This window comes from Parasphingomonas halimpatiens (assembly GCF_036663795.1).
Lineage (GTDB): Bacteria > Pseudomonadota > Alphaproteobacteria > Sphingomonadales > Sphingomonadaceae > Sphingomonas.
The window spans coordinates 160,361-185,875 of sequence record NZ_JAXOJP010000008.1 but is presented as its reverse complement, the minus strand read 5'-3'; the positions used below and the strand labels follow the sequence as shown (position 1 = coordinate 185,875).

At 61.8% G+C, this 25,515-nt stretch carries 31 protein-coding genes; 17 read left to right on the top strand and 14 right to left on the bottom strand.

Annotation, left to right across the window (positions count from 1 at the left end; translation table 11 throughout):
• From U1839_RS11190 to U1839_RS11170, 5 genes are all read left to right on the top strand, one after another.
• The coding region (locus U1839_RS11190) for an oxidoreductase C-terminal domain-containing protein (RefSeq protein WP_332803714.1) at positions 1-296 on the top strand (296 nt) is incomplete at its 5' end.
• Positions 293-670: a DUF488 domain-containing protein gene (locus U1839_RS11185; protein WP_332803713.1), complete on the top strand. Its 378-nt coding sequence runs from the start codon at positions 293-295 to the stop codon at positions 668-670. The genes U1839_RS11190 and U1839_RS11185, both read left to right, overlap by 4 nt.
• A gap of 91 nt (positions 671-761) precedes the next feature.
• Entirely contained in the window at positions 762-1,385 is a 624-nt protein-coding gene (locus U1839_RS11180; RefSeq protein ID WP_332803712.1) for a DUF2231 domain-containing protein, read from the top strand.
• 69 nt (positions 1,386-1,454) lie between these two features.
• The gene (locus U1839_RS11175; RefSeq protein ID WP_332803711.1) at positions 1,455-1,832 is read left to right on the top strand and encodes a hypothetical protein; all 378 of its coding nucleotides are present in this window, start codon (positions 1,455-1,457) and stop codon (positions 1,830-1,832) included.
• A gap of 450 nt (positions 1,833-2,282) precedes the next feature.
• On the top strand, positions 2,283-4,661 hold the full coding sequence (locus U1839_RS11170) for a membrane-bound PQQ-dependent dehydrogenase, glucose/quinate/shikimate family (protein WP_332803710.1): 2,379 nt from the start codon (positions 2,283-2,285) through the stop codon (positions 4,659-4,661).
• Positions 4,662-5,055: 394 nt separating this feature from the next.
• On the opposite strand, the gene U1839_RS11165 is transcribed toward U1839_RS11170, so the two are convergent.
• Both U1839_RS11165 and U1839_RS11160 read right to left on the bottom strand, forming a co-directional pair.
• Positions 5,056-5,610, bottom strand: a complete 555-nt coding sequence (locus U1839_RS11165; RefSeq protein ID WP_332803722.1) for a DUF488 domain-containing protein — start codon at positions 5,608-5,610, stop codon at positions 5,056-5,058.
• Positions 5,610-6,185 (bottom strand): uracil-DNA glycosylase family protein, encoded by a 576-nt coding sequence (locus U1839_RS11160; RefSeq protein ID WP_332803709.1) that lies wholly within the window; start codon positions 6,183-6,185, stop codon positions 5,610-5,612. The genes U1839_RS11165 and U1839_RS11160 overlap by 1 nt, the downstream gene beginning before the upstream one ends.
• Positions 6,186-6,254: 69 nt before the next feature.
• Between U1839_RS11160 and U1839_RS11155 the strand changes: the two genes are divergently transcribed.
• Both U1839_RS11155 and U1839_RS11150 read left to right on the top strand, forming a co-directional pair.
• Entirely contained in the window at positions 6,255-6,470 is a 216-nt protein-coding gene (locus tag U1839_RS11155) for a hypervirulence associated TUDOR domain-containing protein (protein WP_332803708.1), read from the top strand.
• Between the two features lie 27 nt (positions 6,471-6,497).
• Entirely contained in the window at positions 6,498-8,225 is a 1,728-nt protein-coding gene (locus U1839_RS11150) for a molybdopterin-dependent oxidoreductase (protein WP_332803707.1), read from the top strand.
• A gap of 29 nt (positions 8,226-8,254) precedes the next feature.
• Here the strand turns inward: U1839_RS11150 and U1839_RS11145 are convergent, their stop codons facing one another.
• The 6 genes from U1839_RS11145 to traA form a co-directional block, all read right to left on the bottom strand.
• Positions 8,255-8,689: a nuclear transport factor 2 family protein gene (locus U1839_RS11145; RefSeq protein ID WP_332803706.1), complete on the bottom strand. Its 435-nt coding sequence runs from the start codon at positions 8,687-8,689 to the stop codon at positions 8,255-8,257.
• Between the two features lie 164 nt (positions 8,690-8,853).
• Positions 8,854-9,948, bottom strand: a complete 1,095-nt coding sequence (locus tag U1839_RS11140; protein WP_332803705.1) for an acetate/propionate family kinase — start codon at positions 9,946-9,948, stop codon at positions 8,854-8,856.
• 11 nt (positions 9,949-9,959) lie between these two features.
• On the bottom strand, positions 9,960-12,329 hold the full coding sequence (locus U1839_RS11135) for a phosphoketolase family protein (RefSeq protein ID WP_332803704.1): 2,370 nt from the start codon (positions 12,327-12,329) through the stop codon (positions 9,960-9,962).
• Positions 12,326-13,012 carry an NAD(P)H-dependent oxidoreductase gene (locus tag U1839_RS11130; protein WP_332803703.1) on the bottom strand — a complete coding sequence of 229 codons (687 nt, stop codon included), beginning with the start codon at positions 13,010-13,012 and terminating at the stop codon, positions 12,326-12,328. Before U1839_RS11130 ends, U1839_RS11135 begins: the two co-directional genes overlap by 4 nt.
• 582 nt (positions 13,013-13,594) lie before the next feature.
• On the bottom strand, positions 13,595-13,894 hold the full coding sequence (locus U1839_RS11125) for an integration host factor subunit alpha (RefSeq protein WP_332803721.1): 300 nt from the start codon (positions 13,892-13,894) through the stop codon (positions 13,595-13,597).
• Between the two features lie 109 nt (positions 13,895-14,003).
• On the bottom strand, positions 14,004-16,973 hold the full coding sequence (gene traA / locus U1839_RS11120; RefSeq protein ID WP_332803702.1) for a Ti-type conjugative transfer relaxase TraA: 2,970 nt from the start codon (positions 16,971-16,973) through the stop codon (positions 14,004-14,006).
• A 171-nt stretch (positions 16,974-17,144) separates the two neighbouring features.
• On the opposite strand from traA, the gene U1839_RS11115 reads away from it, so the two are divergent.
• Together U1839_RS11115 and U1839_RS11110 are read left to right on the top strand one after the other, a co-directional pair.
• Positions 17,145-17,309, top strand: coding sequence for a conjugal transfer protein TraD (locus U1839_RS11115; protein ID WP_443030605.1), 165 nt, complete (start codon positions 17,145-17,147; stop codon positions 17,307-17,309).
• 97 nt (positions 17,310-17,406) lie between these two features.
• Positions 17,407-17,721, top strand: a complete 315-nt coding sequence (locus U1839_RS11110) for a conjugal transfer protein TraD (protein WP_332803701.1) — start codon at positions 17,407-17,409, stop codon at positions 17,719-17,721.
• A gap of 1 nt (position 17,722) precedes the next feature.
• Here U1839_RS11110 and U1839_RS11105 read toward each other — a convergent pair whose 3' ends face one another.
• Both U1839_RS11105 and U1839_RS11100 read right to left on the bottom strand, forming a co-directional pair.
• Positions 17,723-18,541, bottom strand: coding sequence for a HEPN domain-containing protein (locus tag U1839_RS11105; protein ID WP_332803700.1), 819 nt, complete (start codon positions 18,539-18,541; stop codon positions 17,723-17,725).
• Between the two features lie 158 nt (positions 18,542-18,699).
• The gene (locus tag U1839_RS11100; protein WP_332803699.1) at positions 18,700-19,026 is read right to left on the bottom strand and encodes a sigma factor-like helix-turn-helix DNA-binding protein; all 327 of its coding nucleotides are present in this window, start codon (positions 19,024-19,026) and stop codon (positions 18,700-18,702) included.
• Between the two features lie 587 nt (positions 19,027-19,613).
• Between U1839_RS11100 and U1839_RS11095 the strand changes: the two genes are divergently transcribed.
• The gene (locus U1839_RS11095) at positions 19,614-19,859 is read left to right on the top strand and encodes a helix-turn-helix transcriptional regulator (protein WP_332803698.1); all 246 of its coding nucleotides are present in this window, start codon (positions 19,614-19,616) and stop codon (positions 19,857-19,859) included.
• A 200-nt stretch (positions 19,860-20,059) separates the two neighbouring features.
• On the opposite strand, the gene U1839_RS11090 is transcribed toward U1839_RS11095, so the two are convergent.
• Both U1839_RS11090 and U1839_RS11085 read right to left on the bottom strand, forming a co-directional pair.
• Entirely contained in the window at positions 20,060-20,245 is a 186-nt protein-coding gene (locus U1839_RS11090; protein WP_332803697.1) for a hypothetical protein, read from the bottom strand.
• Positions 20,246-20,327: 82 nt separating this feature from the next.
• The gene (locus tag U1839_RS11085) at positions 20,328-20,588 is read right to left on the bottom strand and encodes a DUF6894 family protein (protein WP_332803696.1); all 261 of its coding nucleotides are present in this window, start codon (positions 20,586-20,588) and stop codon (positions 20,328-20,330) included.
• 420 nt (positions 20,589-21,008) lie between these two features.
• Here U1839_RS11085 and U1839_RS11080 point away from each other — a divergent pair, with 420 nt between their 5' ends.
• The 4 genes from U1839_RS11080 (at position 21,009) to U1839_RS11065 (ending at position 22,625) form a co-directional block, all read left to right on the top strand.
• Positions 21,009-21,182: a hypothetical protein gene (locus tag U1839_RS11080; protein WP_332803695.1), complete on the top strand. Its 174-nt coding sequence runs from the start codon at positions 21,009-21,011 to the stop codon at positions 21,180-21,182.
• Positions 21,183-21,248: 66 nt separating this feature from the next.
• Positions 21,249-21,488: a YozE family protein gene (locus U1839_RS11075; RefSeq protein WP_332803694.1), complete on the top strand. Its 240-nt coding sequence runs from the start codon at positions 21,249-21,251 to the stop codon at positions 21,486-21,488.
• A gap of 634 nt (positions 21,489-22,122) precedes the next feature.
• Positions 22,123-22,422, top strand: a complete 300-nt coding sequence (locus U1839_RS11070) for a hypothetical protein (RefSeq protein ID WP_332803693.1) — start codon at positions 22,123-22,125, stop codon at positions 22,420-22,422.
• Between the two features lie 14 nt (positions 22,423-22,436).
• Positions 22,437-22,625, top strand: a complete 189-nt coding sequence (locus tag U1839_RS11065; RefSeq protein WP_332803692.1) for a hypothetical protein — start codon at positions 22,437-22,439, stop codon at positions 22,623-22,625.
• A gap of 108 nt (positions 22,626-22,733) precedes the next feature.
• Here U1839_RS11065 and U1839_RS11060 read toward each other — a convergent pair whose 3' ends face one another.
• Together U1839_RS11060 and U1839_RS11055 are read right to left on the bottom strand one after the other, a co-directional pair.
• Positions 22,734-22,922 (bottom strand): hypothetical protein, encoded by a 189-nt coding sequence (locus U1839_RS11060; protein WP_332803691.1) that lies wholly within the window; start codon positions 22,920-22,922, stop codon positions 22,734-22,736.
• A gap of 244 nt (positions 22,923-23,166) precedes the next feature.
• Positions 23,167-23,466, bottom strand: a complete 300-nt coding sequence (locus U1839_RS11055) for a hypothetical protein (protein ID WP_332803690.1) — start codon at positions 23,464-23,466, stop codon at positions 23,167-23,169.
• Positions 23,467-23,698: 232 nt separating this feature from the next.
• Between U1839_RS11055 and U1839_RS11050 the strand changes: the two genes are divergently transcribed.
• The 3 genes from U1839_RS11050 (at position 23,699) to U1839_RS11040 (ending at position 25,475) form a co-directional block, all read left to right on the top strand.
• A complete protein-coding gene (locus U1839_RS11050) occupies positions 23,699-24,415 on the top strand; it encodes a class I SAM-dependent methyltransferase (protein ID WP_332803689.1) in 717 nt (238 codons plus the stop codon).
• Positions 24,416-24,606: 191 nt separating this feature from the next.
• A complete protein-coding gene (locus tag U1839_RS11045) occupies positions 24,607-25,113 on the top strand; it encodes a glycine zipper 2TM domain-containing protein (protein WP_332803688.1) in 507 nt (168 codons plus the stop codon).
• A 74-nt stretch (positions 25,114-25,187) separates the two neighbouring features.
• The gene (locus U1839_RS11040; RefSeq protein ID WP_332803687.1) at positions 25,188-25,475 is read left to right on the top strand and encodes a hypothetical protein; all 288 of its coding nucleotides are present in this window, start codon (positions 25,188-25,190) and stop codon (positions 25,473-25,475) included.
• Positions 25,476-25,515 lie beyond the last annotated feature (40 nt).

The following is a 25,515-nucleotide window of genomic DNA, read 5'->3' as shown; positions in this document are numbered from 1 at the left end:
TCCTCGGACGCCGCGAGCGCTTCGACTACATCCCCTTCTTCTGGACCGAGCAATACGACTTCAGCCTCGCTTATGTCGGCCACGCCGAGAAATGGGATGACGCCGAGATCGTCGGTTTGCTCGAAGCAAGGGATTGCACGATCATCTATCGCCGCGACGGCCGCGAGCTTGCCAAGGCCTTTGTCCATCGCGACCTTGACGGGCTACGCACCGAGCTGGAATTTGAGCAGAGAATCGCTGTCGCAGAAGTCCGGCTGCCGGGCGTGGTTCCCTATTCAACGGCGTCCGGCGGATGACCGCAAGAATCCCGGCAGCCAACGTCAAGCTGAAACGAGCCTATGAGTCCGTAGGTACCGAGGATGGCGCGCGAGTGCTTGTTGACCGATTGTGGCCTCGCGGCGTTTCGAAGGAGGATGCCGCTCTAGATCAATGGGTGAAAGAGATCGCTCCCAGCACCGAGTTGCGGAAATGGTTTGGTCACGATCCGGCTCGTTGGGAACAGTTCCGCAGCCGCTATGGCAAGGAATTGCATCAGAACAACGGACTTCTAAGCCAGCTGCGCTCGCTTGCACGGGAGGGCCCGCTCACGCTCGTATATTCGGCCCACGATGAGATACACAACGATGCTGTCGTGCTGAGGGACGTTCTTCTGGGACGGAAGGCGAAGTAAAAACTGGGACGTTTTTCACAGCCAGAACTTGGCCGTGGGGCTCTTACGAGAACCGTCCGGCCGATCGTCAGAGACTTTGAGGAGAGAATACATGGCCATCCGTTTGCAAGAAATGCATCCCGCCCTGGTGCATCTACCAATTGCGCTTCTGCCGCTGGCCGTTGGTGCGGACGTCCTCGGAATCATGACCGATAACGACTCCCTCCTGTCTTTTGGACAAAAGGCGATCGCCGTTGCAGCGGTCGGCGCGGTGGGTTCCGCTGTCACAGGTCTGATTGCGGGCGAGGAGGTCAATGTCGAGGGCGCCTCCGAGGATATGCTGATTACCCATCGTAATCTGAACTTTGTCGCCACCCTTGTCGCCGGCGGCATGGCGCTCTGGCGCTTCAAGCACCGAAAGCCGAATGCGGCCTATCTTGGCGTTGGCGCGGTCGGAGTCGGCGTGCTTGCCTATACCGCTTATCTGGGCGGGAAGCTCGTCTATGATGTCGGTGTGGGCGTAAAGCCTGCCAAGGGCGTGTATCGCAGCGATGCGCCAGCGCTGGAGTCCGGGCAGGTCGGCTCGTTCGTAAAGACAGCGGGAACCGACCTCGTGCACGGCGTGCAGCATATGGCCCAGGAGGTGGCGAAGGGTCGCTTTATCCCGACGCTCATCGCTGGCCTTCGCAAACGGCCGAAGGCCTCCTTGCCGGCCACGGCCGGAACGCCGGCGTGAGCGGGTCGGTCGAGCCCAACGGGGCGCAGCCGCGAACATCCATCTTTCCCTGACTAAGAGAGCCTCCGTATGCCCGACAATAAGACACAGCCGCCGAGTGCCGAAGAATTGCGCCACAGGGCGCTATCCAGGTGGGACAACGAGGGAGGGGCGGGCCGAGGCGGACCGAAAGAGAGTCATGCCCACGTTCTCCCGGACCCCGACATCCCCAACCTGACCGACGCCGAGTTGATTCAGCTTCGGGTTCGCGTGATCGCGTTGGAGAACCTCATGATCATGTTGCTCGCAGAAGGATGCGACCATCAACTCGCGCTTGCCCGGGAAATGGCGGCATATATCTCTCCAAGGCCTGGCTTCACACACCATCCGATGACTATTCAGGCGGCGGCGCATATGAGCGATCTCGCCGATCGGGCGATGCATTACCGAAGCGTGGAACCGTCGTGACCACGCCGGACCGCCCTATTTGTCCACGCGGGTGTTCGACAAGATGACTTTCCTGCCGCCCTACACGGCGAACATCGCACCAAGGCCAACGAAGTCCTCGATCGAGTTCTCGCTGGCTTCGCTCACCTTGGCGATGGTTAGGGGGCTACAATGATGACACGAGTTCTTCGGATACCGGATGTCAATTCGAGCAAACGCCAGACAAGCCGATCAGCATGTTCGTTCGTGGGGAGGGTCTGACAAACCGGCGTTTTTCCAGAAGACCGGCAATGCCAAGCCAAATGTTTCACTCGGCGATGCGCACTCGGTCCAATTCGCCCGAGAGAAACAACGGCAATGATATTCTTATCTTGGGAACAAAATTCAAGCTTTAGGGTTAGATCCTTCCGAGGCGCAGGCTCAGCCCCCACGCTACCCCGAACGCCTCAGCGCTATCGAACTGGAAACGGGATGGTCCGATACCACAGTTGGTCCGCACTCGTGATTGGCGTGGTGCTTGCGCTGTTCGGGGTCATATTGACAATTGGCGGTGCGTGGCTCTCGATTCTGGGGGGTTCTTTCTACTATCTGATTACCGGAGTGGCGATGGTCGTGGCGGGCGTCATGCTCGTTCGAGGTCGTATCAACGGTGGCTGGCTCTATATCGCGATCGTGTTGCTGACGGTTCTTTGGGCTCTCTGGGAAGTCGGCTTGAACCCGTGGGCGCTGGTCCCCAGGGTAATCGCGCCAATCGTTTTATTGATCGCAGTATTGCTGGTGATGCCCACGATGAGCATTGCCGCTAATCGTTGGCGCAACGGCCTGATCGGCGTCGCCGCCACGCTGTTGGCAACGGTCGTGTTGTTCACGGCGCTCGGCACGCACGATGATGTTGCGGTCGCGGCCCTGCCAGCGTCTATGTCGGCCGGGATGGCCGACCCATCGGGACAATCGACGGGGCCCGACTGGCCGGCGTATGGCGGAACCTATGCCGCGCGGCGGTATTCACCGCTCACGCAGGTAAATCTGGAGAATGTCGGCAGGTTGGAGAAGGTTTGGGAAACGCATACTGGCGGGCTGCCGACCAATCCCAATTTCACCAAGCTTTACGGTACCGAGAACACGCCGCTGAAGGTTGGCAACCTGCTGTATAGCTGCACTGCCAAGAATGTGATCGTCGCGCTCGATCCAGCGACCGGCAAGGAGACTTGGCGCTTCGATCCGAAGGTTCCGGACGAGTGGATCCCATACACCACGGCGTGTCGCGGCGTGGTGTATTACGCGGTTCCGGGCGCTGCTGCAGATAGCCCGTGCGCGACGCGGATCATCGAGGGGACGATGGATTCGCGCCTGATCGCGGTCGATGCGCTGATCGGCATGGCGTGCCCCGATTTCGGCAGCAACGGTCAGACCGACACCAAAATCGGCATGGGTAAGGTCTATCCGGGCTACGCGGGCATCAACTCCCCGCCGACGATCGTCAAGGGTGTGCTGGTTGTCGGCCACCAGATCCTCGATGGGCAGACGCGATTTGCGCCATCGGGCGTCATTCAAGGCTTCGACGCCGTTACCGGCAAGCTCCGTTGGGCCTGGGATATGATGCATCCGGAATGGAACGGCTATCCGCCAGCGGGCCAGAGTTGGTCGCGCGGCACGCCGAATTCGTGGACCAGCAGTTCGGGCGATGAGCAACTCGGTTTGGTCTATGTGCCGATGGGCAATGCCGCGAACGACTATTTAAGCAGCCATCGCACGGCGGCGGAAAACATGTTTGCGTCCTCCCTCGTCGCGATCGATGTGACGACCGGCAAGCCGAAATGGCACTTCCAGGCGGTTAAGAAAGACGTTTGGGATTATGACTTCGGCAGCCAGGCGACGCTAATCGATTATAAGGGCAGGCCCGCGATCATTGTGTCGTCGAAACAGGGCGACATGTATGTGCTCGATCGCGCCACGGGTACGCCGCTGACGCCGATCGGGCAGGTTAACGCGCCGACCGGCGGCATCGAGCCTGCTGAGCGCGCCGCGACCCAGATCGTCTCGCTCTGGCATACGCTGCGCAAGGATCCGCTGACCGAGCGCGACATGTGGGGAATGTCGCCGATCGACCAGATGGTGTGTCGTATCCAGTTTCGTCGCGCCGATTATCGGGGCTTTTTTACACCGCCCAATGTCGGACGACGCTCGGTCGAATATCCCGGCTACAATGGCGGGACCGATTGGGGCGGCGTATCGGTCGATCCGATGCGCGGCATCATCGTCGCAAACTATAACGACATGCCCAACTATGTGCAGCTTGTGCCACGCGCGGAAGCGACGAAACTAGGCGTGTTCCCGCGCTTCATGACGCCGGGCAAGGCATCGTCCACATCACACTCGATCGACCCGCAATGGGGTTCAGCATACGCGATCAACGTCAATGCGGGTTGGCGAATGCCTTGGACGGGCATGCTGTGCAAGCAACCACCCTATGGCGGCATCCGCGCGATCGATATCGCGACGGGCAAGACCTTGTGGGATCGCCCGTTCGGGACCGCGCGCAAGAACGGACCATTTGGGGTACCGAGCTATCTGCCCTTTCACATTGGTACGCCGAACAATGGCGGCTCGGTCGTGACCGCGAGCGGGCTGGTGTTTATCGCGGCGGCTACCGACGACTTGATCCGCGCGATCGATCTGAAGACCGGCAAGACCGTCTGGTCCGCGCCGCTTCCGGCCGGCGGTCAAGCTACGCCGATCGTCTATGAGCAAGGCGGACGTGAATATCTGGTGATTTTCGCTGGCGGCCATCACTTCATGGAGACACCAAGCGGGGATAGCGTGGTGGCATATGCGTTGCCGAAAAGTTGAGCGACGCGGATCACTATCCACGCGGGTCACTTCCCGAGAAGGATCCGGGTCAATTTTCAGTGAAAATTAGGACCCGACGTTCTCTACATGAGGCTCGCTTGGGGATCAACGAAGCCCAGAATTACAAATCCGTGGTGATATAGTTTTACGAGGCGTTCAATGCGGCGTTCAAAACGAAGGCATTCCAGCCGCTGATGGCCGATTATAGCAACCACCCGGTCGATCCCGGTGAGAGAAACACGCCTGAGGGCTTTAAACGCGGGTCGAGGACCCGAGTTCGGAGATCATCCTAGAGCCTGGCCGCCTCGAGCTCATCCTATCCGAGTACATCCATCGCGTGGAGCCGTTCGGCCCCATCCGGATACAGGTCGAATTTTACGACCGCTTGCCCGATCTATAACGCAGTCACTTCCAGCGCGGGATAGACGAGCGAGGCACCCTTGGCTCGTGCGGCCGGGTTCATCTCGGCGACATCGATCCGGGCGGTCCCCATCAAATGGAAGACGTCCCTCCTGTCGTGGAGCAGATAATCGGCGACGAACCGCCGGTGGCAGCGCCACCAGACCGCTTCCGAGCACATGATCGCGCAGCGCCGTTCCCTGCTCAATTTGGTCAGGCGTGAGAAACCGGCACGAAACTCTTCGGACAGCGCATAGTCCGCGTAATTGTGGAAGCTCTGGTTGATCCAGAAGCCGTTGACGTCTGGCAGGACGATCTCCGATTTCTTCCTGCGGCCACCCAACTCCGCAATGCGCTGATGGCCGATCTGCCTAGCGGACAGCGCTTCGGGCAGGGCATCAAGGTTGAACTGGGGATTGGTCCGAGATCGCGGGGTGCTGCGGATATCGACGACCAGCGCGACCCGGCCACGCCGCAGCAACTCGACGAACTCGGCGATGCTCCGCGTCGAATGGCCAATCGTATAAACGGGAGGACGTTCTATGGGCATCATGCAAGCGCATCTCGAACCGCGCCGCGCAATGCCGGAAGCACATTTGCGTCAAACCACGGGTTCTTCGCGACCCAATGGCGTGAGCGCCACGACGGATGCGGCAGGGGAAAAATGGTGGGCAGATATTGCTGAAATCCCATTACCCGGTCGGTCATCTTGCCCGGTCCCAACACGTCGGTCTGGGCGTGCGTGCCGACCAGCAACGTCAAACGCAGGTCGGGCACGTGTGCCAGCAGGCGACCGCGCCAGAGCGGGGCGCATTCGGGCCGTGGGGGCGCGTCACCGCCGCTCTGCTGGCGTCCGGGATAGCACAGTCCCATTGGCAGGATCGCGATTTTGCTCGCGTCATAGAATTGGTCCGCCGACAGACCCATCCATTCGCGCAGACGATCCCCCGAAGCGTCGGAAAACGGAATACCGCTTTCGTGCACCTTCGTGCCCGGCGCCTGGCTGGCGATCAGAATGCGCGCGGTCGCCGATATCTGGACGACGGGTCGCGGCCCCAACGGCAAGACGTCGGCGCAGGCGCGGCAGGCGCGAACCTGGTCCAGCAGGGAATTTAGCGTGTTCATGCGTTACAGATGGGGTCGGAGGTTCCACTTGGAAATGACTGGCCGGCATTGGTCACTAGGAGAATGCAGATGACTGAACGACTCAAGGTTGGCGACCGTGTCGGATGGAACTCGGAAGCCGGTCACGTCAGCGGCACGATCATTAAGGTTCATACCCGCGACTTCGATTATAAGGGACACACCCACCGCGCGACTCCCGAGTCGCCACAATATGAAATCAAGAGTAGCAAGACCGACCATATTGCCGCCCATAAGGGCTCGGCGCTTAGGAAGCTGAGTGACTGACCTCCGAATATCGACAGGAGCAAGGCGATGAGCGAGATTCCTGCGATGCCCGAGCCGCTCGAAGCCGCGCTCACCGGCGCCGACGATCGCCTCCGCCTGAACCACTGGCTGCCGCCGCAAAACGGAATCGCGCCGCGGATCCGCATCGGCCGACGCTGGGTCAATGTGTTGTGGGCGTTGCCGATAGGCGTCACGGCTCTGATCCTCCTGATCGCTATCGCGCAAAGCCTTCGCGAGCTTCCCGGTGTCCAGGCGTTTATCAAGCACTATCCGGGCATCGCTCAGGCCGCGCCCTCGGTAGACTCGGGCTTTCCTTGGTGGCTTCAGCTCCAGCATTTCGTGAACATGTTCTTCATGCTGTTCATCATCCGCTCCGGCATGCAGATTCTCGCCGACCATCCGCGACTCTACTGGCGACGGGATTCGACGCCGGGGACGGACTGGTTCCGTTTCCAGCGCCCGGTGCCAAAGGACCGGGTGTGGACTTCCAAGGACGATTCGGTGACGATTCCGGCGTGGCTGGGCCTGCCGGGCGTCCGCCACTCGTTGGGGCTTGCCCGGTGGTGGCACTTCTCGGTCAACCTGTTGTGGGTGATCAACGGCGTCCTGTTCTACGCGTTGCTGTTCTCGACAGATCAGTGGCGTCGGCTGCTGCCGCTGACCTGGGGCGTGTTCCCGGCGGCGCTTTCCACCGCGATCCAGTACGCCTCGCTCAACTTCCCGGTCGACCATAGCTGGACCCGCTACAACGGCCTGCAACAGCTGACCTATTTCATCACCGTCTTCGTCGCCGCGCCTGTCTCGATCGTGACCGGTCTGATGCAGAGCCCCGCGATCTCGAACAAGCTCGGCTGGTTCGGAAAAGTCTTCAACCGGCAGGCGATGCGGTCGGTCCACTTCCTATCGTTCGCCTGGTTCGTGCTGTTCATCCTGATGCACGGCATCATGGTGTTCGTGACCGGGCTCAGACAAAACACCAACCATATGTTCGGGGGTGTCGATGACGCCTCCTGGGCGGGGTTTCCCCTATTCGCGTTGGCGATGGCAATCCTGGTGGTCGCCTGGCTAGCCGTCTCGCCATTCACGATCCGGCACGCGCGACTCGTCCAGCGCGCCGGCATGATCATGATCGGCTGGCTCAAGGGCCTCGCCGAGCGGTGGGACGTCCATTCGCAGCTTACCGAGAAGGATATTTCCCCCTTCTTCTGGCCGAACGGGACCATGCCAGCCTCGGACGAGTTCGAGGCCATGGTCGCGGACGGGTTCGCGAGCTACCGTCTCCGGATCAGCGGCCTGGTCGAAGCGCCTCAGGAGTTCTCGCTCGCCGACCTCAAGGCCATGCCGAAGCAGGAGCAGATCACCACCCATTTCTGCATTCAGGGCTGGTCCGGCGTCGCCAAATGGGGCGGGGTTCCCATGCGCCACATCCTTGAACTGGCGCGGCCGACACCCGAGGCGCGCTACGCGGTCTTCTACTCGCTCGCCAACGGTGCCGATGGCGGCCGCTATTATGATGTGCACCAGTTGCGCAACATGGGGCACGAACTCACAATTCTCGCTTATGACATGAACGACGCTCCGCTGAGCGTACTCCACGGCGCGCCGCTCCGGCTACGTTGCGAGAATGAACTCGGCTTCAAGATGGTCAAGTGGGTCACGGCAATCGAGTTCGTCGCGGACTTCGCCCATCTCGGCGCCGGCCAGGGAGGCTACAACGAAGACCATGAATTCTATGGCTATCGCATGCCGATCTGAGCAGACTGGCAGGGATGAAGCGCTCTGCGTCAGCTCGCCGCGTCGTTGGACGCACCCGACCAAGCCGGCGCCTGCCAAAACACTGACGATTGCCAAGCCAGGAGCTTCCATTCGGCTCCGCGCGCGCGCCATACCCGCATGTTCCGAAGGTGATAGACCTGCTGCTCACCGTCGAGACGGGCATGTCCAAGCATCATGCCCACCAGGATGACCAGATCGCCGTCGACCCGGTGGTCGGTCTCGGTGAGCTCAAGATCCGGAGAGTAGGTCAGCTCGTGAGTGCGGACAGCCGTAACGTATGAGTTTCTGTCATAGATTTTGCCGCTGCCATTGATGTAAATGAATTTTTCGTCGAGGAGGCCGGTCATTGCATCGGCGTCGTTGCCGCGGATCGCCTCGATACGGGTCTTCTCCAGCCCGCGGACCGCGAGGAGTGCTTCTTCCTCGGTGTTGGTGACCGACATCCTTCATTCCTCCGAACGCCCACGTTAAAATAACCGCGCTCTATCATTAGCGAGTGTCGTCCAGCTATGCCGCCAAAGCAATGACTGTCGCCAAAAATGAAGGCGACCGTCGATAATTGAGGCTGCGAACTCGGCGCGTTACGAGCCGTCTGTAGCCGGAAAACCTAGCCGCCGACACGATGTGTTGAAGCACCGGCCGCAGCCTGCAGATCCCGCACATGTAACGCGATCTGCTCGTCCTCCTTGGAGGGAAGACTAAAAGCCCGGCAGCCTTGTCCCCTCGAACCAACCGTCACGCCAGCCCAAGACAACTCTCCGCAGATCGCGGCCTGGACCACTTCGTCGTGCTCCCCAATCCCGCCAGTGAAAACGATCGCGCTGGCGCCGCCTAGCGTGGTCATCATCGCGGCGATCTGCTTTGCCGTGGATCGGCAGAACATCCGGATTGCGAGATCGGCATCCGGCTGCGATGTTCTGGCCTCATGGAGCCGCCGCATATCGCCGGAAATCTCGGAGATGCCCAGCATCCCGGACCGTCGATCAATCATATCCTCAAGCTGTGCGGCAAACCAGTGCTTTTCCCGCATCAAATAGAGCAACACCCCAGGATCAATATCGCCGGCGCGGCTCCCCATGATGACGCCGCCCGATGGCGTCAGCCCCATGCTGGTGTCGATCGACCGACCCGCCTTCACCGCGGTGACGCTCGCACCATTGCCGAGGTGGGCGATGATCAGCTTGTCGGGAAGGTCGTGTCCCAACTGACGGACAATGGATTCGCAAGACAGTCCGTGAAAGCCATAGCGCCGGACCCCCTCGTCGCGCAGCATCCTGGGTATCGGCAGAACGGCGGCGAGGTCGGGCATTGTTGCATGAAAGGCGGTGTCGAAGCAGGCGACCTGCTGTAGGACAGGATGGCGGGCCTGGGCGAGACGAATGAGGGCGAGCGATGCCGGGCCATGAACGGGCGCGAATGCGACGGCTCCTTCAAGCTGCGCCATCACGCCGAGATTGATGCGTGTATGCCATCGAAGCTCCGCACCGCCATGAACGATGCGATGTCCGATCGCCGTAGGCGAGGGCGCCTTCGCATTGGCCAGGATGCGCTCGATCTGGTCGAAAGCGGCGTCGTCGTAAGCAGGCGCTTCGATCTCGCCAGCGACCAACTCCACAACTTCCGCTGGTCCGGCGTCGTAGAGGCCAAACTTGAGCGACGACGAACCGCTGTTGAGCGTGAGCATGATCTCGCGGTCGTCCATTGCGTTCACCGCTACCAGCGCCAGTCGCGCACTTCCGGCAGATCGTCGCCATGCTCGGCAATGTAGAGCTTGTGGCGCTCCATGGTCGTCCAATAGCGCGCGGTCTCCGCCTCGATCCTGTCGTGGAGCCGTGGGATGCGCTCGATCGCGTCGAGCGTCAGCCGATAGCGATCGAGATCGTTGAACACGACCATGTCGAACGGCGTCGTCGTGGTGCCCTTCTCCTTATAGCCGCGGACGTGGATGTTGCGGTGATTGGTCCGCCGGTAGGTCAGCTTATGGATCATCGCCGGGTAGCCGTGGAACGCGAAGATCACCGGCTTGTCGGCGGTGAACATCGCGTCGAACTCGCGGTCATCGAGGCCGTGGGGGTGTTCTGAGCGCGGTTGCAGGACCATCAGGTCGACGACATTCACCACGCGGATGCGGATGTCCGGGACGTATGCGCGGAGCATTCTCACCGCGGCCAATGCTTCGAGGGTCGGCACATCGCCGGCGCAGGCCATGACGACGTCGGGCTCGCCCTGGTCGCTGGCCCAGTCCCAGGCTCCTGCGCCCGCGATGCAATGGCGGACGGCCGCGTCGATGCCGAGCCACTGCCATTCGGGTTGCTTGCCGGCGATGATCAGGTTCACGTAGCCGCAGCTCTTGAGTGCGTGATCCGTCACCGACAAAAGACAGTTGGCATCGGGCGGAAGATAGATGCGCGCGACATCGGCGGTCTTGTTGGCGATATGGCCGATGAAGCCGGGGTCCTGGTGCGAAAACCCATTATGGTCTTGCCGCCAGACATGGGAGGTCAGGAGATAATTCAGCGATGCGATCGGCTTGCGCCAAGGAATCGCCTTGCTGACCTTCAGCCATTTCGCATGCTGGTTGACCATCGAATCGACAATGTGGGCGAAGGCTTCGTAGCACGAGAAGAGGCCGTGGCGCCCGGTTAGCAGGTACCCTTCGAGCCAGCCTTGGCACAGATGCTCGCTCAGCACCTCCATCACCCGCCCGTCCTGGCTCAAGTTGACATCGACCGGCTCGATCTCCGCCATCCAGGCCTTGGCCGTGACTTCATAGACCGCTTGCAAGCGGTTCGATGCGGTCTCGTCCGGCCCGAAGAGCCGGAAGTTTTCGGCCGCAGCGTTGAGTTTCATCACATCGCGGAGATAACCTCCAAGCACCGCCGTCGCTGCCGCCTTAGTCTGGCCGTGCTCAGGAACCTCCAGAGCGTAGTTTTCGAAATCGGGGAGCATCAGGGGTGTCAGCAATCCGCCGCCGTTGGCGTTCGGGTTGGATCCCATCCTGCGGTGCCCAGTCGGCGCGAGCGACGCATATTCCTCACGGAACTTGCCGTTGTTGTCGAACAATTCTTCCGGCCGATAGCTGCGCATCCATTCACCGAGCTGGCGCAGGTGCTCGGGATTCTCGAAGTCGGCGATCGGCACCTGGTGGGCGCGCCACGTTCCCTCGACGGGCTTGCCGTCGACGAATTTCGGCCCGGTCCAACCCTTCGGCGTGCGGAATACGATCATTGGCCATCGCGGCCGCTCGACCGACCCGCCAGCGGACCGCGCCGTCGCCTGGATTTCCTTGATCCGCGCGAGCACGGCATCGAGCGTCGCGGCGAGCTGCTGATGGACGTCGGCCGGAATATGGCCTTCGACGAAATACGGCTCATGCCCATAACCCCGCATCAGGCTGGTCAGTTCGTCGCGCTCGATCCGCGCCAGGACGGTCGGGTTGGCGATCTTGAAGCCATTGAGGTGCAGGATAGGCAGCACCGCGCCGTCGCGCGCGGGGTTCAGGAACTTGTTGGAGTGCCAGCTTGCCGCCAGCGGCCCCGTCTCCGCTTCGCCGTCGCCGACGACGCACGCGACGATCAAGTCGGGATTATCGAACACGGCACCATAAGAATGGAGGAGTGAATAGCCGAGCTCGCCTCCTTCGTGGATCGATCCTGGCGTCTCGCACGCGACGTGGCTCGGGATACCGCCCGGCCACGAGAATTGCCGAAAGAGCCGATGCATTCCGTTTCGGCTGCGCTCTATCGCTGGATAATGTTCGGTATAGGAGCCTTCGAGATAGGTGCTCGCCACAATACCCGGCGCGCCATGCCCCGGTCCAATGACGTTCATCATGTTTAGGTCATGCTCGACGATCAGCCGGTTCAGGTGAACGTAAAGGAAGTTCAGGCCTGGCGTCGTCCCCCAATGGCCGAGCAGACGCGGCTTGATGTGCTCGATCGTGAGCGGCTCTTCGAGCAGCGGGTTGGCGCGCAAATAAATCTGGCCGACCGAGAGGTAGTTGGCGGCACGCCAATAGGCGTCCATTCGCGCGAGCTGTTCGGCACCGAGCGTCGGCTGCGGGTCGGGTTTAACGCTGCTCACCGCGAAGCACGATCGGAGAGGGCTGCGGCACCAAGAGGACCTCCGCTTCGAGCCGTCACTTCGGCGCAGGCGCGCTCCGCCTCGTCCTTGACGTCTTGCAGATGCTGCGCCGCGAAGCGCTCCGTAAGGTCTTCGGTGATATGGTCGAAATGGACGTGCTTCTCCTCACGCATGCCGAACGCATGCATCAGGTATCGATCGAACACCGTTTCCAGGGCTGATTGCTCACCCTGCTCGTCCAACCAGACGCGGCGAGTGCCCGAGGTCGTGAAGCTCAAAAGTGTCTTGTCGCCGAGCAGGCTGGTCGGATTCCCCTCCTGAATAGCTTGCGGCACAACGGCAGTGCCAAGGACGCGGTCGACATAGCCCTTCAGCATCGCGGGCGCGCTCCCGAACCAGATCGGGTAGACGAGCACGAAGAGGTCGCTGCGCCGGATGATCTCGAGCTCATCCGCGACGTCGCGCAACGGATGGGGATGTCGCGGCCCCGGTCGTTCAATCGCCTTCAGGACAGGGTCGAAGCCGATCGCGTACAGGTCACGAAGCACCACCTCTTGACCGGCCCCGCGGACCGTCTCACAGTATGTCCGGGCGACCGAATGATTGAAGCTGTCAGGATCAGGGTGACTCAGAATCACCACATGTCGGCCGACGGAGTTTGGAGCCCGAGTCTGTTCGCTCATGTTCTGGTCCCACGAAAATAAACAAAAAAACGAATACGAGCTTCGCAGCGTGCGCACCCTTTGCGATCATGCGTATAACGCTGAACTGTAGCGATAGGTTCGCGACGAGGCTCGGTAGTGAACCGCCCCCCGGTTTGCCGGAGGCTCCAACTCCTCAAATGAGGGTTTTGGGGTCAAGGGGTTATCACGTGCACCATCCATCCTCGTTCGGCATCCCAGGTCCGAGCCCTATCGCATAGTACAGGCCCAGTATCCGGGCCTGTACAACCTCACATCCGGTGGCCGCTCTGAACGGCTGCACCAATATCCCGCTTTCGACGTTCAAGGGCTCAGGAGAGCGGGACCATTCTGAGAAGCGGCTTTTGAAGCCATAGCAGTTGGCGGTCCGTCCAACTGGATCCGTCAGGACCGATCAGTTCCTGGGGATTCAAAAATTCGACACGAATATCGTCAAGCAGTCTTCATGGATCTTCCTAGCGGGAGCTTTCCAATGTCTCTCAGTCGCCGAATCGCGTTAAGGTATCGGCGATTTGGTCGTTCCACGCTATAATCCGGTGACCCCGTTCAAGGGGGCGATCCACCTCAGTCGCCAGTGACAATTCGCTCACGTAATTTGCCGCTCGGTCGGAATATCAGCACTCGGCGCGGCGAGATGGGCGCTTCGACACCAGTCTTTGGGTTTCGGCCGATGCGCCCGCCCTTGTCGCGGAGTATGAAGGTGCCGAACCCAGGAATCTTGACGTTCTCGCCCTTTGCCAGCGCGTCGCGCATTTGATCGAGTATCTGTTCGACCAAATTCGCGCTGTCTGCATTCGACAATCCAATTTGGCGATGCAGTGCTGTCGCGAGATCGGCTCTCGTCAATGTGTCGTCGTTCACCAGCGCACCCTCAATTCCCAGATCCAACTCATAATTGACTATACGGTCAGTGTCGTCGTTTCGGTTCGGAAGAGCGAGGACGGGTACAAGTCGGAAATCAAAAGCCGCCGCACTACATACCAATCCCCAGCCCACGCCCCCTTCCCAGATCGATCCCCTGATGGAACGCGATTTCCGCGCCAAGCCTGCGCCCGCTGTCGAACGAGATCCCCAGTTGCTGCTTGCGGTTGGCCAGGATCGACTCCATCTGCGGATCGCGTTCGAGTGATTTGGCCATACCGCGCATCTCGTCTTGAATAGTGCGACGGCGATCAACGTCGCCCGCGACATAGGCGCGTTCGGCACCTTCGCTGAGCCGGTTCCACCGCTCAACAAACTTGTCGGCGCGTCTATTTGGATCGGTGCGGATGTCCCGCTGGATCGCGATCTGCTCGCGTGCGCGCCTGCTGTCACCGGTGGCGGCTTCGGGGGCGAGCGTCGCATCACGCGCATAGGCCTTTTCTGCATCGTCCGACGCATGGGGACGGACGGCATTGAGGTCGTGACGCGCTGCTTCCAGTTCGCGATCCTGATCGGGCGTTCCCTTGCCGCCGCGATCCTGCATCTCGAAGATCGCCTGTACCGCGCGCGCGTGGCGCGCGATGATGCGATCACGGGCCTCGGCTGGACTCAGCTCCGGCTCGGGCAGTGGCACCTCTGGCTTGGGCACACGAAGCCGCAAGCCATCGAACATGCCACGCGCCACTTGGGGCTCGGCGGCCGGTAGGTTGAGTTTCAGTCCGTCGAACATGCCCCGCACCTTCTCGGGCACGACCTTCTCGATCAGCTCGACCACGCGCTCACGAAACGTGATGCCGCGCCGCTCGGCGAACGCGCGCCCGGGATCGGCATCGCGCGCATAGTCGCTGGCCATTTCCTTGCCTCGCTCGCGCGACAGCGTGCGCGCCAGTTTGCCCTGGTCGGCAAAGTCGTCATTGCCGTAATGCAGCTCCACGCCGTCACGGTGGCGTGACAGCGCGACATAGGCGGCGTGACTGTCCATGCCCGGCGTCGCCAGCACAAAGGTTCGGTCGATCGTCATCCCTTGCGCCTTGTGGATCGTGGCGGCGTAACCGTGATCGAGCTGATCATAGTCCTTCATGTCGAACGCGATCGAACGGCCATCGTCGAGCTGTACCGCCATGCGCACAGCGGTGAGGTTCTCGACCGTGCCGAGCGTGCCGTTCTTCACGCCAAGTCCGCGCTCGTTCTTGAGGAACATCACCCGGTCGCCGCGCGCGAACTGGCGCGGCCCACGCTCCGTGTCGACCGCGACGTCCTCGCCGAGCATGCCCGCGTTGCGGACCCGCCCACGCGCCGCGTCATTGAGCGCCTCCACTTCTTTTCGGGTGTGGGTAAGGATGATCCGCGATGCCGACGGATCGCGCTGCCGGTCGCGATCCCAGCGCTCGACCAGGTCCGCGCGCGCTCCGTCGCGCGTTGCAGCGACATGGACCATATCGCGCTGGCTGTAGCCGTCGATCGCTTCCCCGGTAAGCCCGGTCGCCAGCTGCCGCGTCGCCTCGCGCTGCCAGCCCTCATGCTGGCGCCGGACCTCGGTGATCTCGACACCCCCTTGACGCTCGGCCGTCGCACGGAACGCCGCCCCCGCCTCGATCGCCTGGAGCTGTTCGGGATCGCCGATCAGTACAACCTTGGCACCGCGCTTCTCTGCTTCCGACAGCACGCGCTCCATCTGCCGTGAGCCGATCATGCCCGCCTCGTCGATGACGAGCACTGAACGCTGGTCGAGCAGCTCCCTGCCCTGCCCCCATTGATGCTCGATGCTCGCGATCGTGCGCGACGCGATGCCGGAGCCGCTTTCGAGATTTTCAGCAGCGATACCGGACAAAGCCAGGCCGTGGACTTGGTAGCCGGCGCTCTCCCATGCCTCACGCGCGACACCCAACATCGCCGACTTGCCGGTGCCGGCATAGCCAATCACGACACCCAGTCCCTTGTCTTCCGTGACATGCTCAAAGGCGCTGCGCTGCTCGCCCGACAGGATCATCCCCCGCGCTGCCGCCCGCGCCAGCGCGGTGTCGCGGTAGCGATCCGGCACAGCATGACGATCGCGCTGCGCCATCACACTTGTTGCGCGCTCCAGCCGCTGCTCGGTCGCAATCATCTCACGGCTGGTAAAGCGCTCCTCGCCGCGCCCGTCTCTGCCCAGCACGACCAGCTCGGGCGAGCCGCGCACCGCGCCCATCACCTGGTAGAACTGCTCCTTCCCCTCGCTATGCCGGTGCACGAACATCGCAAGGTCGCGCTTCGTGAACGTCGCTTGGCCGTGCGTGATTGCGTCGAGCGCAAGTCCCGGCTTGGCGATGATCTTCTCGCCATTGGCCCGCGCGGTCTCCAGATGCTCGGCGAGCCGTTCCGATGCCAATCCCTGCGCAGCCATGCGCGATGCCGCCGGCCCGATCTTGTGCTGCGGCTGGAGGTCGATCCCCTGCGCCTCCAGCGAGCGGTGATCGACACGCGCATCGATATCCGACTCGGCCAGCCGCTCGTTGACATGCTCGCTCCAGCGCTCGCGCCATTTCTCCAGCAGGGAGGTAGCATTCCAGTCGCGGTTCTTCGGACCGAACCCGTCATCGCCGACCTCACGCATCGTCAGCATGACATGCGCGTGCGGCTTGGCCAGGCCATCGGCGCCGACATCCCAATGCACGTTGAGATCGGCGATCATCCCGCTATCGACGAACTCGCTTTGCACGAAGTCACGGGCAAGCTCGATGCCCTGCTCCTTCGTCATCTCGCGCGGGATCGCAAACTCTATTTCACGGGCGAGTTGCGCGTCGATCCGTTTCTCGGTCGCCTCGACCTCGTTCCACAGCTTTTCGCGGTCGCCGAGTTCCTCCGGCGCGCCGTCCGGGAGCATCACTTCCGAATGAACAACGCCGGCCTTGTTCGAGAAGCCGTGGGTGCGGTCGAGCCGCTCGTCATGCAGCCGCGAGGCCGAGCGATAGGCGGCCGACGCCACCGCGCTCGATCCAACAGCGCGGGAGATCACCTTGGCCGAGAAGTGGTAGATCGCCATGGCGACCATCCATCTACACTTCTGAAGCGACGTCGGCACGACGTATAAGCGCGCCCTCCAAAGATTTCATCAATGTCGGGACAGATGAATCCCAAACAATCCCAATGCATTCCGACTGATCGAGCAAGCCGATAACTGGATGTCCCTCACCATGCAAATGAGGATGAGCCGTTGCGTAAACCACGCGATTACGACGCCGAACTGAAGGCGCTCACCGAAAAGGCGAGACAACTAAAGGAACGCAAGGTCCGCCAGCTCGGCGAACTGGTCATCGCGACTGGCGCCGATGTGCTGTCGATCGACGAACTGACCGGCCTGCTGCTCGCCAGCGTCTAGCGTGCAGATACGGCAAGGAAGGAGAACTGGCGCAAACGCGGCGCTGAGTTCTTTCAGCGCGGGGCGGCACACGTTGCGGACAACACTCGCCGCGACAATGTCGGCACTGCGACGAGCGATAGCGGGACGCTACCGCTTGCAAGCCCGGCGCGCCAGAACTGACGCGCGCGTCTGGGTCATGAAACGCCGCGAACGCACGCGCCAACTCATCGGATTGGGCGGTCTGATCGCCAAGGCCGGACTGGTCGAACTGACCGGCGATGATCGCGCGGTGATGCTCGGCGCTTTGTCGGAAGTGGCTGCGCGACTGCGAAGCGACCAGCGCGACGTATGCCTCGCAGTCTGGCGACGGCGGGGGAAACGCACCTTCGCCCACGACCGGGTAGCGCCGGATGCGTCGTTCGATAATTGACCTATTCGGCGGCGGCTTCCTGTAGCGCTGAAAGCCGGTCCCGGCAAACCGAATCAACGATCTCGCGGAGGCTCGCCACACACCCGGCCAGTGCTGTCAGATCGTCGGGGCCGATAGCGTAGCTCGGCGAATACCTCGCCTCGACATAGGCGCGCTTCAATCGCTCGAATCGACTGCGGTCGAGCCGGGTCGCGCGCGGCCAAGCCCCGATCAGCCGGGATTCCTTGTCCTCGGCAAGCGAGCGCAGAAATTTGATGTTGTGCGAGCGTGGAAAATACAGCGTCTCAGTGAGCAAAAAACAGATGTAGAGCCGCTCGGTCGCTTGATGCAGGAGAAACGCAGCCAGCTTCCTTTTGTCGCGCCCAACGGCATCAGTCGCGCTCTGCATAAAATCGGCAGCGCTTTCAAAATATTCATCGAAATATGCCTGCGCCATCCGGTAAGCATCGGCTGCGGTCAGCGGCATGGGCGTCGCGAGCGTGTGACAGGGCAGCTCATAAAGCGCGATGCCATCGCGGGCGATATCGACCCAGAAATATTCGCCGCGCTTGAGCGCTGAATTCACCTCGTCGAGCGAATGGACGATGATGTTGACCGGGCGCGCGATCGACGGATCGCGCAGGATCTTGTCCTCGGCGACATACCAGTAATCGGCGACGTCGGTCAGATCGGCGTGGCTGACGACAACCAGCAGATCATAATCGGACTGATAGCCGTTCTCCGGCTCATCGACCCAATCGTCGCGCGAATAACTGCCGAACAAAATGACCTTGTAGATTTTGCCACTCCGCCGGTGTGGCTGCGTCGCGCGCGCGATCACCGCGCCGAACTCATCCATCAGAATGCGCTGGACGCGCGCCAGCTCGGCTTGCTGAACTTCGGGTAGATGATCGAGGTCGGATTTCACTTTGTCTTCCTAGCGGGACGGCGGCGAAGCGCCAACCTTGCCCGGCGACCGCCGGGCAAGGTTTCGCCCAATCAACCAAGCCAGCGCCGCCACCAATGGCGGCGGGGATTGTCAAGGTTACGCATCAGATTGTACATCGATTTGGCGAACTGCCCCTCGACCTGAGCAACCGTAAGGCCCGTTCGCTCGGCAATGTCGGCATAGCTGCAATCGTCGAGCCGGACGGCGAGGAATATCTCGCGTTGCAGCGGGCGCAAACGGCACACCGCATCCTCGATGCGTGCGATCTCTCCGGCCTCGGGTACGATCTCGGGGCGGTGGTCATCGCGGCCGACAATGGTCCGCTCAAAGGCTCGACGGGCGCGCTGATACAGGGATGGATCGATGCTTTCGTTCATCGGATATCTCCCGGTGCAGCAATGATCTGCGGGGCGGGTACCGCCAGCGCCGCATACTTGAATTCCATCCTCCTCACTCCTTCAAACACCGCGCCCGGCGCCGGGATGGCGGGTGGGCGGCAGGAGCGGACCGACAGGCCCGCGCATAGCGGCGGGCGGCACCCGCAGGGCTGCAACGAAGTGGAAGACCTGGGCGAAGCCCAGGTTGCGGCTCGCCGCGGCGGGCCTATCGGGTAGCGCCGCCCACCCGCCAGATCGATGCCGGAGGCTAACGCCACCCGCGCCTGCGCGGGTGCCCATATGCCGGACGGCACGTCCGGCCCTACGTCATGCGATCGTTACGGCTGTGCCCACGAGCCGCCAAAGGCGGCTCGGTGGCGCGAAGCGCCATAGAGCGCCACCGCGCCCAGCGCGGGGACGCCCGGTAAAAGAGCTATTTTTCACACGAACGCGATGGTGCCGGACAACGACGGAAAGTTGGGGATAGCTACGGTGTAGTTGCTTGATCCGGCACCGTTTTCAGCACTCTTGAAACGGCCGCTGGATCGGCTCAGTTCCAGTCACGGGGAGCAAGTGCAACACAAACGATGCAGGAACGACCCATAACCACCGACACCCCCGACCGTATCGTTCGGCTCAAGATCGTCCTCGATCGCACCGGCCTCAGCCGCGCCACGCTCTACCGAAAGATGCAGGCCGGCACCTTTCCCGATCGGATCAAGATTGCGGCGCGATGCGCCGGCTGGCGCGACTCAGCCGTCAACGCGTGGATGCGCAATCCGATGTACTACACCGTTGATGATAAAACCTCTCCAACGGGCGCGGCGGCCTAGCCAGACTTGCCATCTGGCTTTCCGCTGGCGGGCCGGAGACGGTCCGCCAGTGTCTCGGATGTGCGCCGCGAGGTCGTCGACCATGGGGGGAACGTGCCCACCGCGACCGTAAAGTCACGCTTTCTGGCGTTGCCGGTGCTGCGAGAGCAGACTTTGGAGCAGGCGCCGTACAGTTGCCCGGCACCAAGCGGCGCCTGAGCCTAATCAGCCGACCCTCCCCCTGGGGCGGGCTCCTCCTCGGCTGTGAAGTTGGCGGCCCTCTGGTCATAATCCGCTGCCAGCTCGAGGTGGATGCTTCGCGCGGCTGGCGTGGTTGCCAGTTCCGCCATCGCCCGCGCCTTCACCGCGCGGCTGGCAAAATACTCCCGGTCGATTTGTTTCGGCATCGTGCCTCACACGTAACAGCGGGAGCGCTTCATCGTCTCTCGAACACCGATTCGGCAAAGCGGTCTCCGCGATGCGCGGAATTTAATCCGATTGGGGTCGTGAGTCACCTATCACGAGCGCCGCGTTTCTGAACTGGATCGTTTCCAGCACGCCGCCGCTATCGTCGGTGATGTCGACATGTCCGCGAAGGTCGATCGCTCCCTTCTGTACCTCGTGCGCCAGCACGTCGCGAATGCCGGCAACGGCCATCGCTCGGGCCGCGTGCAGATCGGGAAGGTCGACACCCTCCTGGTCGGGAGAGTCGATGTGTTCGTTACGCAGGTGAAGGCGATAGCGCGGCATCCTCGCTATATGGCAATTCGGGCAATCCCGCGCGACGACCCAGGTTAAGGCCTGCCGCGTATAGGCCCGATATCGTAGATGCTCGTCGCGCCAACGTGACGGGCTGGAGGACGCCTACTTCCCCCCAAATGCATGGCACGAGCAGTAGCGATGGACGCCGCATCCGTCTCAGCCAGACTGTGGTGTTTCGTGACGAGTACGCGATGATGGCGCGCGGCTAACGGAAGATTGCGGCCATGGCGCTTCGTCAGGCGGGCTATGAAGCCGCGCAGCCGATCGGTCGAGCATTTGCAAACTCGCGCATTAAACCGGTTGGAAGTCCGGTTATGTGTTATGGAGATTCATCGCCACCGATCATGCCGCGAGCAGGATGGCGACCGAGGGCAAAGACACGCTCCCGCTTGCTGCCGGAGAACCGCCATGGCTGAAGAGACCGACTTAACTTACCTTATCTTGCGCGAATTCCGGTCGCGGGAATTGGCAGTCGCCACTAGCGACGTGTCAGCGCGGATCGTACACCTCAAGATGGCTGCGGGCTATGCCGAGCGGACCGCTGCGGACAAGCAGTTCATGATCGGTCATACAAATCTATAGCTACTGTCGATCAAGGCGGTACCGGGCGCGCGGTGATATCGTCCGGCGCGGATCGGTGAAACTATGTTGAGCGATGGTGACCATCCCCGCTACCAACCCGGCCGCGAGTCCTTCGGCCGCTGGCTTCTCGCCCAGCACGTTCGCGGTGACTGGGTCGGCGATCTCGCCATGGCCGCTCGCGGCGACAGGACGTTTCCCAAGGACGGCGATCCCGAAGAAGTGCGCAAACACCTCAGCGCGCAACAGGCCTACGTCAACGTGCTCCAAGCGGTCGATGATGCTGAAAACGAGTGGAATCGTCGTTGAGGTACTCGCGGCGGACGCGGTGCGCGCTCTTAAACTTTTCCTGGTTTTGAGCCATGCTGGCCAGCCGGGTGCCCTCTGTGCCCATTTGGCGACGCGGAGCAGTGTTGGTCAAACGGAGCGGACATCACGCTGGATCTCGGCCAACGTCGCGCGGCCTTGAATAAATGGAAGTTTGGCGGGGCTCAACAACTGACGCCCACGCGCCCGACAACATATTTATGGCGCGGCGATCACGAAACTAGGCCGAGGTCAGAGCGACCTCGACCTACCCCACCACTGGAAAGCCAGAGACTCTCGGTCAGCATGCTCATGTACACCCGAAACGACGTGACCGCCCATTAGGGAAAGTACGCATCGGATGTGCCGGATCATGTGGATGCCCCCTTCGACCAGCCTCCAAAAATGCGGACCGCTGCAGCGTGGCACCGGAGAAGGACGATCACAGGACCCACGTCCAGGACCAGGCAGCACCAATCCAGCTGATCGTCTCAATTGTCGCATTTATTTCGATTGCGTCACACGAGGGCGCTGAAAATTCGTTTTGCAAACATCCGGTCCGGTGCTGCGGCGCGCTTACTCTTTTCCGCGGGCTATGAATGCCCCGGCAAGCATGACAAGCGTTACCGCAGCCGCAGTGATCAGCAATCCCATCATTGACGCGTCCCCTGCCCGCGCTGATAAAACAACGCCCGTCACGCTAGCAAAATTGGATGGTGCCGAGAAGCGCGTCTCGGCGCCCAACCTGCATAACCAGCTATTTGACGATCTTGCTCGTCATCACCTCCGTTTTCGGGCTGCCCGGTGCTGTGCCTCGGGCGCCGAGCCGCCCGTATCAGACATGACGGCCGGTGAACAATCGGTTCAACCCGCGGCCGTTGAGGGCGGGTCCGATGATCCGTTGAAGTCGATCGCACTCGCCGCAGCGTCAGAATAGTCTATAGTTTGCCCGTGCCCTTCAGCGTTGTATTCCTCGATGGTGACCGCGTGGTGGCGACAACTCGTTGCGGCGAGAGCCTTTCCGCCGCGAAAGAGCACGCCATGAGCCGTCTGCCGATCCAACGCCGGCGCAGTGGTGCGAACCAGGTTCAGGTGCGCAACGAGATGGGTGAAGTGGTATTTCAATACCGGCTGAGCTAAGCGCGTGACCACCCAGCACGTCGCGATGCGCGGGACAAAGAAGCCCCGCCGTTGCCGACGGGGCCGGTTGTTGCACTATCCAGGGACCTTGTGAACGCTCCAGCCACGTTATGTATTCGCATTGGGCAGGAGATCGCTGTCCCAAGCTATGTGACCGGCACGGTCAGCGACGATCGCGCGGTCCATCCCGTGCCGGACTATCCCGTCAGTAGCCATCCGGATCATCGCCGCGAGGGTGCCATCCCACGCTGTTGAGCCGCGCTCCATGCCACCGCGATAATAATAGATACGGTACATGAACCTCACCTCTCCGCACAAAGCAGCATCCCGAGTCCCATGTACGCGGCGCGGCCTTCCGACTCTACGATTCTGTTTCACGCCTAACGCGAGCAGTTTGTCTAAAATGGCCGCGTCGTCTTGGGACTGCGTCCCCGGTGACCATCATCGAGATCACGAGCAGCGTTCTGATCGGACATAGTATCGATTCGCAGGCAAGATATCGCCACCTCAGGACGATCGTGAACAGCGACAACAACCGCGTTCAGTGCGACACCATGGGCCCGGCCAGCGCCCGCTCGTCGAAAACTTGCACGCCGCACACGGGAGACACGCCGTGATCAGGAAACTCATCATTACCATCGCGACCGTAGCCGGTGCTGGCATTGGCGTAACCCCACCTCGACCCAGGACTATTATGGCCGGGGACTCGCATCACCAGAACGACAATCGCAGCGATGGTGGCAACTACCGCGACGATCGCCATCAGGGTGCACACTACCAGAATTACCGTCAGCGGCAGGAGGACTATCGCCGCTACCGCGAGACCGGTCTTGAGCTTCATTGGGTAGAGCCGATGTTCACAGGGCAGCAAATTCCCTCCCATAAATTCCGGCGCATTAGGGGTAGGCCGCTTCTCTGCGACCTTGCGCCGCCGAATGGAACACTTCAGAGCGGTGTCGCAGCTTCCGATCGCATAAGAAGATCAGCGTGAAAGCCCGGACTGATTGGCGGATTCATTGCGGCACCTGGAACCCCGACAAAATGGTGTTGAAAGTCCAGTTCCTGACGGGAGCATGATGCCGCATTGGGTCCGGCATCTGCCCGGCTACGCCGCCCTCAGTTGGCTGCGGCAAATGATCTTAGACGGGAATTTTCGCGAGACGGCCAGATTGCGATCCTCACCCCCGTCCGGTCTGTTCCAGCCGACCGGCCACACCAAGCTCGATCGTCACCCCGACCTGTTCTCCTTCGCGCGTGAGAGCGTGGGCGACGGCCCCGATCGGCAGCTGCTGTCGTTTGGCTGCTCGACCGGCGAAGAGGTCTTCTCGTTGCGCCGCTACTTCGCCGAAACCCGGATTACCGGCATCGACATAAGCCCGCGCCGTATCCGCGAATGCCGGCGCCGCGCGCTGCGGCTTGGCGGCGATCCAGCGATCCGGTTTGCCGTCGCCGCGTCCGCCGAGGATTTCGCTCCTGAAAGTTTCGACGCGATCTTCGCCAATTCGGTGCTTCGGCATGGCGACCTGGCCCTCGCGCCGCCACAGTGCGACCACCGACTACGCTTCGCCGATTTCGAACGCGTCGTCTCGGGACTCGCGCGCTGCGTCAGACCTGGCGGCCTGTTCGTGCTGCGTCATACCAATTTCCGCTTTACCGACACCGAAGCTGCCAAAGACTTCGAAACAATACTGCGCATGCGGCGCGACGGGAAAACACCCCTTTATGATACCGCCAACCGGCTGGCACCGCCGGAGCGCGAGGAGGCAGTGGTGTTTCGACGGCGGGATTGATGTTTCGACGATGCGTTCGCGGTGATCGCTCTGTGAGACCTCCCACGTTACGCCCCACGCCACGCGCGCGAATGGAACCGCTTCGGGACGATCATGAACCCCGCATAACAGCCGCGTTCAGCGTGACGCCATGCCGGCGCAACTAGAGCGGCGGTGTGGAGAACGTGCAAGGCGCACGTGGGAGACACGCAGTGATCAGGAAACTCATCAGCGCCGCCGCCATCGCGACCATGGCCGGTGCCGGCCTTGGCGCGGCCCCGGCGTCGGCCCAGGACTATTATGGTCGAGATTCGTACCACCAGAACGACGATCGCGATGATCGTGGCGACTACCGCGACGATCGCGATCAGGACGCGCGCTATCAGGATTACCGTCAGCAGCAGGACGATTATCGCCGCTATCAGGAGCAGCGTCGCCGCGCGCAATATCGCGCGCAATATCAGGATCAGTATCGCGGCTATGCCAGTGACGGCTATGCGCACGATTACCGCGATGGCTATCGCCAGCCGCAATATCGCCAACGCCGGTGCAGCTCCGGCACGACCGGCACGATCATCGGCGGCGTGTTTGGCGCACTCCTCGGTCGGGAAGTCGGCCGCGGCGGCCCTTACAACGAGCCAAGCACAACCGGCGCCATTCTCGGTGCCGGTGGCGGGGCTCTCGCCGGGCGCGCAATAGAGCGCAGCGGCTGCCGGTGAGCGCGGCGCAAAGGAGGAGAACGGACATTTTTCGCAAACTTACCATTGCCGCAGTGCTGTCAGCGGCGTCCCTGGTGGCGGCAATCCCTGCCGCTTCCGCACAAACCGGTGTAACGCTGACCTTCGGGACCGGCGGGTACAGCTATGACGACTATGGCGATCAGCGCTACGATGCGAATGGAGGCTACGCTTACCCGCAGCCGCCGAATTACAATTACTACAACTACCGGGACCGCAGCTGGCAGGAGCGCGAGCGCCGGGAGCAGATCGAGCGCTGGCGTCACGAGCGCGCTCGCGAAGACTATTGGCACCGCCAACGCGACGAGCACCGCGGCGACCGGGACGACGACGACGATGACTGAACCTTTCGGTCCCCGGGGATCGCTAATCTCCGGGCGTGGA

Coding starts and splice junctions, on each gene's coding strand:
- U1839_RS11185 (WP_332803713.1), top strand. CDS start 293: ATGACCGCAAGAATCCCGGCAGCCAACGTCAAGCTGAAACGAGCCTAT.
- U1839_RS11180 (WP_332803712.1), top strand. CDS start 762: ATGGCCATCCGTTTGCAAGAAATGCATCCCGCCCTGGTGCATCTACCA.
- U1839_RS11175 (WP_332803711.1), top strand. CDS start 1,455: ATGCCCGACAATAAGACACAGCCGCCGAGTGCCGAAGAATTGCGCCAC.
- U1839_RS11170 (WP_332803710.1), top strand. CDS start 2,283: ATGGTCCGATACCACAGTTGGTCCGCACTCGTGATTGGCGTGGTGCTT.
- U1839_RS11165 (WP_332803722.1), bottom strand. CDS start 5,610: ATGCCCATAGAACGTCCTCCCGTTTATACGATTGGCCATTCGACGCGG.
- U1839_RS11160 (WP_332803709.1), bottom strand. CDS start 6,185: ATGAACACGCTAAATTCCCTGCTGGACCAGGTTCGCGCCTGCCGCGCC.
- U1839_RS11155 (WP_332803708.1), top strand. CDS start 6,255: ATGACTGAACGACTCAAGGTTGGCGACCGTGTCGGATGGAACTCGGAA.
- U1839_RS11150 (WP_332803707.1), top strand. CDS start 6,498: ATGAGCGAGATTCCTGCGATGCCCGAGCCGCTCGAAGCCGCGCTCACC.
- U1839_RS11145 (WP_332803706.1), bottom strand. CDS start 8,689: ATGTCGGTCACCAACACCGAGGAAGAAGCACTCCTCGCGGTCCGCGGG.
- U1839_RS11140 (WP_332803705.1), bottom strand. CDS start 9,948: ATGGACGACCGCGAGATCATGCTCACGCTCAACAGCGGTTCGTCGTCG.
- U1839_RS11130 (WP_332803703.1), bottom strand. CDS start 13,012: ATGAGCGAACAGACTCGGGCTCCAAACTCCGTCGGCCGACATGTGGTG.
- traA (WP_332803702.1), bottom strand. CDS start 16,973: ATGGCGATCTACCACTTCTCGGCCAAGGTGATCTCCCGCGCTGTTGGA.
- U1839_RS11110 (WP_332803701.1), top strand. CDS start 17,407: ATGTCGGCACTGCGACGAGCGATAGCGGGACGCTACCGCTTGCAAGCC.
- U1839_RS11100 (WP_332803699.1), bottom strand. CDS start 19,026: ATGAACGAAAGCATCGATCCATCCCTGTATCAGCGCGCCCGTCGAGCC.
- U1839_RS11095 (WP_332803698.1), top strand. CDS start 19,614: ATGCAGGAACGACCCATAACCACCGACACCCCCGACCGTATCGTTCGG.
- U1839_RS11090 (WP_332803697.1), bottom strand. CDS start 20,245: ATGCCGAAACAAATCGACCGGGAGTATTTTGCCAGCCGCGCGGTGAAG.
- U1839_RS11085 (WP_332803696.1), bottom strand. CDS start 20,588: ATGCCGCGCTATCGCCTTCACCTGCGTAACGAACACATCGACTCTCCC.
- U1839_RS11080 (WP_332803695.1), top strand. CDS start 21,009: ATGGCTGAAGAGACCGACTTAACTTACCTTATCTTGCGCGAATTCCGG.
- U1839_RS11060 (WP_332803691.1), bottom strand. CDS start 22,922: ATGTACCGTATCTATTATTATCGCGGTGGCATGGAGCGCGGCTCAACA.
- U1839_RS11055 (WP_332803690.1), bottom strand. CDS start 23,466: ATGAAGCTCAAGACCGGTCTCGCGGTAGCGGCGATAGTCCTCCTGCCG.
- U1839_RS11050 (WP_332803689.1), top strand. CDS start 23,699: ATGATGCCGCATTGGGTCCGGCATCTGCCCGGCTACGCCGCCCTCAGT.